Source organism: Bradyrhizobium sp. (assembly GCF_036009065.1).
GTDB lineage: Bacteria > Pseudomonadota > Alphaproteobacteria > Rhizobiales > Xanthobacteraceae > Bradyrhizobium.
The window spans coordinates 1-3,215 of the sequence record NZ_DASYMN010000044.1 but is presented as its reverse complement, the minus strand read 5'-3'; the positions used below and the strand labels follow the sequence as shown (position 1 = coordinate 3,215).

At 61.8% G+C, this 3,215-nt stretch carries 6 protein-coding genes; 3 read left to right on the top strand and 3 right to left on the bottom strand.

What is annotated here, in order from left to right:
* The 3 genes from VGP39_RS03105 to VGP39_RS03095 form a co-directional block, all read left to right on the top strand.
* Window positions 1–194, top strand: a 194-nt coding sequence (locus tag VGP39_RS03105) for a hypothetical protein (RefSeq protein WP_327566641.1), incomplete at its 5' end; no start/stop codon positions are given.
* A gap of 116 nt (window positions 195–310) precedes the next feature.
* Window positions 311–838 (top strand): hypothetical protein, encoded by a 528-nt coding sequence (locus tag VGP39_RS03100; protein WP_327566640.1) that lies wholly within the window; start codon window positions 311–313, stop codon window positions 836–838.
* Window positions 839–933: 95 nt separating this feature from the next.
* Entirely contained in the window at window positions 934–1,074 is a 141-nt protein-coding gene (locus VGP39_RS03095; RefSeq protein ID WP_327566639.1) for a hypothetical protein, read from the top strand.
* Window positions 1,075–1,346: 272 nt separating this feature from the next.
* Here VGP39_RS03095 and VGP39_RS03090 read toward each other — a convergent pair whose 3' ends face one another.
* From VGP39_RS03090 to VGP39_RS03080, 3 genes are all read right to left on the bottom strand, one after another.
* Window positions 1,347–1,658 carry a hypothetical protein gene (locus VGP39_RS03090; protein WP_327566638.1) on the bottom strand — a complete coding sequence of 104 codons (312 nt, stop codon included), beginning with the start codon at window positions 1,656–1,658 and terminating at the stop codon, window positions 1,347–1,349.
* 211 nt (window positions 1,659–1,869) lie between these two features.
* On the bottom strand, window positions 1,870–2,469 hold the full coding sequence (locus VGP39_RS03085) for a transglutaminase-like cysteine peptidase (RefSeq protein WP_414644547.1): 600 nt from the start codon (window positions 2,467–2,469) through the stop codon (window positions 1,870–1,872).
* A 347-nt stretch (window positions 2,470–2,816) separates the two neighbouring features.
* Window positions 2,817–3,215, bottom strand: a 399-nt coding sequence (locus VGP39_RS03080) for a PilZ domain-containing protein (RefSeq protein WP_327566636.1), incomplete at its 5' end; no start/stop codon positions are given.

Sequence of the window (3,215 nt, the reverse complement as noted above, 5' to 3'; positions counted from 1 at the left end):
CTTGCGCATGGCGTGCAACCCCCGGAACACCAACCGATCTTACAGTGAAGCCGCATGCCAGGCGCAACATTCAATTGCAGCGCGCGGAATTTGTTCCGGTGCGGATCATGCGTACACCATCTGCAACGGAGAAGCTGAACGCCGCCGGAGATATTCATAGTGTCGCCATGAGAGGATTATTCCCTCGAAGCTGAACGGGAAACGACAAAAAATATTTGCCGCCGCGCCATCACTTTACGCTGAAGGCGCAACAAATGCCTGCAAAACGAGTCATAATCTCCTGGTGCGATACTCTTTACGGAGGATGGTCATGTTGCGGAAAACAGTTCTTGCGCTACTGGCGGCGGTGACGGTGGCAGCAGTGGGCCTGGCGACGGCGCCGGACGCGGCGGCGCGTGGTGGATTTGGCGGCGGCGGATTCCGCGGCGGTGGCGGTTTCCATGGCGGCGGCTTTGGCGGCGGGGGCTTCCGCGGCGGCGGTTTTGGCGGCGGTGGATTCCGCGCCGCTGGTTTCCGTGGCGGCGGCTTCGCAGCGCCGGGTTTCCGCGGCGGCGGATTCCGCGGCGGTGGCTGGCATGGCGGCTGGCGGCGGCCGGGATTGATCGGTGTAGGCCTGGGTCTCGGCCTGGCCGGCGCTTATGCCGCTAGCTATCCCTATGGATATGGCTACGGGTACGACCCGTATTATGCCGGCTATTACGACGACGGCTATGGGTACGGCGGCGGCTATGGCTATGCCGGCTACGGCGGCTACGGCTATGGCGGTTGCTACATCGTTCGCCAGCGCGTTTGGGGCCCGTACGGCCCGGCGATCCGGCGCGTCCAGGTCTGCAACTGAATCTGACGCGGCAAATGGGTGGCCTCGGCGTGACCCGCTGAGGTCACCGCCTGTCATCCGGCGCCGCAGCTTGGTACGGCGGTTGCAGTCTCAAGATGATGTTGACCAGCCTCACCGCTTCGGATTTGACATGGTTGTTTCTGGCCGTGGTGATCTCCCTGTTGTCGGCGGCGGTGTGGGCGTTCTGGGAGATCGAGCGACGGCAGCGGCATCCTAAGAGCGATCGGTTCGGATAGGGCGGCGGCTATTCGAACGGGCGCAAATCACCCGGCTGTGGGGATTTTTGGAAGGCGGCGAACCGCAAAAAGGACAAGGCCGCGGACGGAATATGACGCCACGCGGCCCAGCCATGCCCCAGACATTGAAATTGGCTCACGCCGTCCGGTAAGTTGCATTCTGCACCGGACTCGCGGGTTCATATGTGAACTAGTTCACATTTGATCAAAAAAGTTGCGGTCACCCCCGGGAAGGGCTGGCCGTGCGTCGTTAGGTTCGGGCCTGACCGCCCTCAGCAATAGCCATAAAAGCCGCAGGCATAGGGCAGGCGGGTAAAATTCCAGTACTGCGATTCACCGTAATACGGGCTGTAGAAATAGGAATTGGGCTTGCCGTAATAGCCGGCGACCAGCGGTGGGATGTCCACCGGGGGCGCGTACACGGTGGTATAAGCGTAGGCTCCGTAAGCGGTGACAGGTGTTTGGTAAGCAGGCGGGTCCGCAAAAACCGCGCCCAGCCGGCTCTGCACCGGCAGATCGGCGGCGCTGGTGGACATTCCAGCGGCGGCGACCGCGAAAACGGCCAGCGTTATCCTGCGCAGCATCTGCGGAACTCCCATTGATTCGGGGATTCTACCGCAGAGCCGTTAGCAAGGATTAACGCCGCTCAGCGCGATCCCGGCGTCCTGCCGGGAGGTGCCATGGCAAAAGGTTGCGGCCAGCCTTGGGGGAGGCTGGCCGCGCGCGATCCGGTCTGGGACGGGGAGGGGTGGGGATGTGACCGGGTCGCGGGTCTCCGTTGTTCTTAAGTTCTCACTATTCGCGGGCGCTGGCGGTGGCGACCGCCGGTCTGGAATCGCCCAGCGAAACCCAGACGTTGGGGTCGCCCTGCGACTGACGTTTGACGAAGCGGTAGCCGGTCTCGGTCCAGGCGAGGACGCTTTCGTTCTGGTTGTCGAGAATGAATTCGCCCTTGTCGCTCTTGACGGTCAGCACGGCGTGGCCTTCGCCTTTCTTGTCGCGCACTACCGTGATCAGCAGCGCCGCGCGCGGCCATCCGGCGTCGATCAGCATCTTGCGCTTCAGCAGCACGTAGTCCTCGCAGTCGCCGTAGCCGTCTGATGGCAACGACCATTTCTCGATCACGCCCCAATGATCCATGTCGGTCATCGGCTTGATGGTTTCGTTGACCCAGCGGTTGACCCGCAGCAGGTCTTTCCACGCGGTCTGCGTCATCACGATATCCCGCGGCTGTGTCGCGCCGCCGCGGCAATCGACTGGATTCTCCGCGCAGAATTCGACCCAACCGATCGGCGAGCGCGTGGGGTCGCCAAGGCTCGCATACAGAACCCGTTCGTCTCCGGCTTGCGCCGGCGCTGTCATTCCCAACAGGACGGCGGCAAGCGCCACTCCCATCCCCTGTCCCCTGATGCCCATTGTGGCCCCCGTTTCTTGTTGGGACCATCATTTGCACAAAGGTTTTGCGCCGCCGCTAAGTTGCGCCAGTACAATTGAATTGAATACTTCTCAATACTTTAGATAATTGAATCTATACTTGAATCAATTTCTACTAAAATTTGAAACAACTGCAATTGATTCAAGTTTTACGCATCTGCGTCGAGGCCAATAAAACCGCGGGCTTGCTGCGGGACCATGGCTGCGCTGATCGGATAAGGGGCGCCAAAACGGCCGAAGGCGGCATCCGGCAACGCGGAGTCCGCCTTCAAAGCTCGTAAAAATGAAGTATCGCCGCGCGCGGCTGTTTACCGGGCGGAGACGCTATCTTCCAGCGTCTCGGCCAGCTGCTCGTGGACGAATTCGAGCGCAAAGCCTTCTTCGAGGTTTCGCACCACCCGGGCCTGCACCTTGCCGAGCGACACCAGCGATTTCAGCGGCGGCCGGTTCTCGGCGGCGATCGCAGCGCCCGACAGCGACATGTCGATGACGCGGCAGGTCATCTTGCTGCCGTCCTCGAGCGTGAGCACGGAAATCGGATTGCGCGGCACGATGCGGTCGTGGCGGCGGTCTTCCGGCAGGTTGAGTATGTCGCGGTTGGCGAGCCAGGTCAGCTGCGCCGCCAGCTTGTCGCGCTTGCGCGCGGTGGCGCCGACGCTCATGGCAAAGCCGTTGTCGATGATGCGGGTGATCTTGCCCTCGACCCG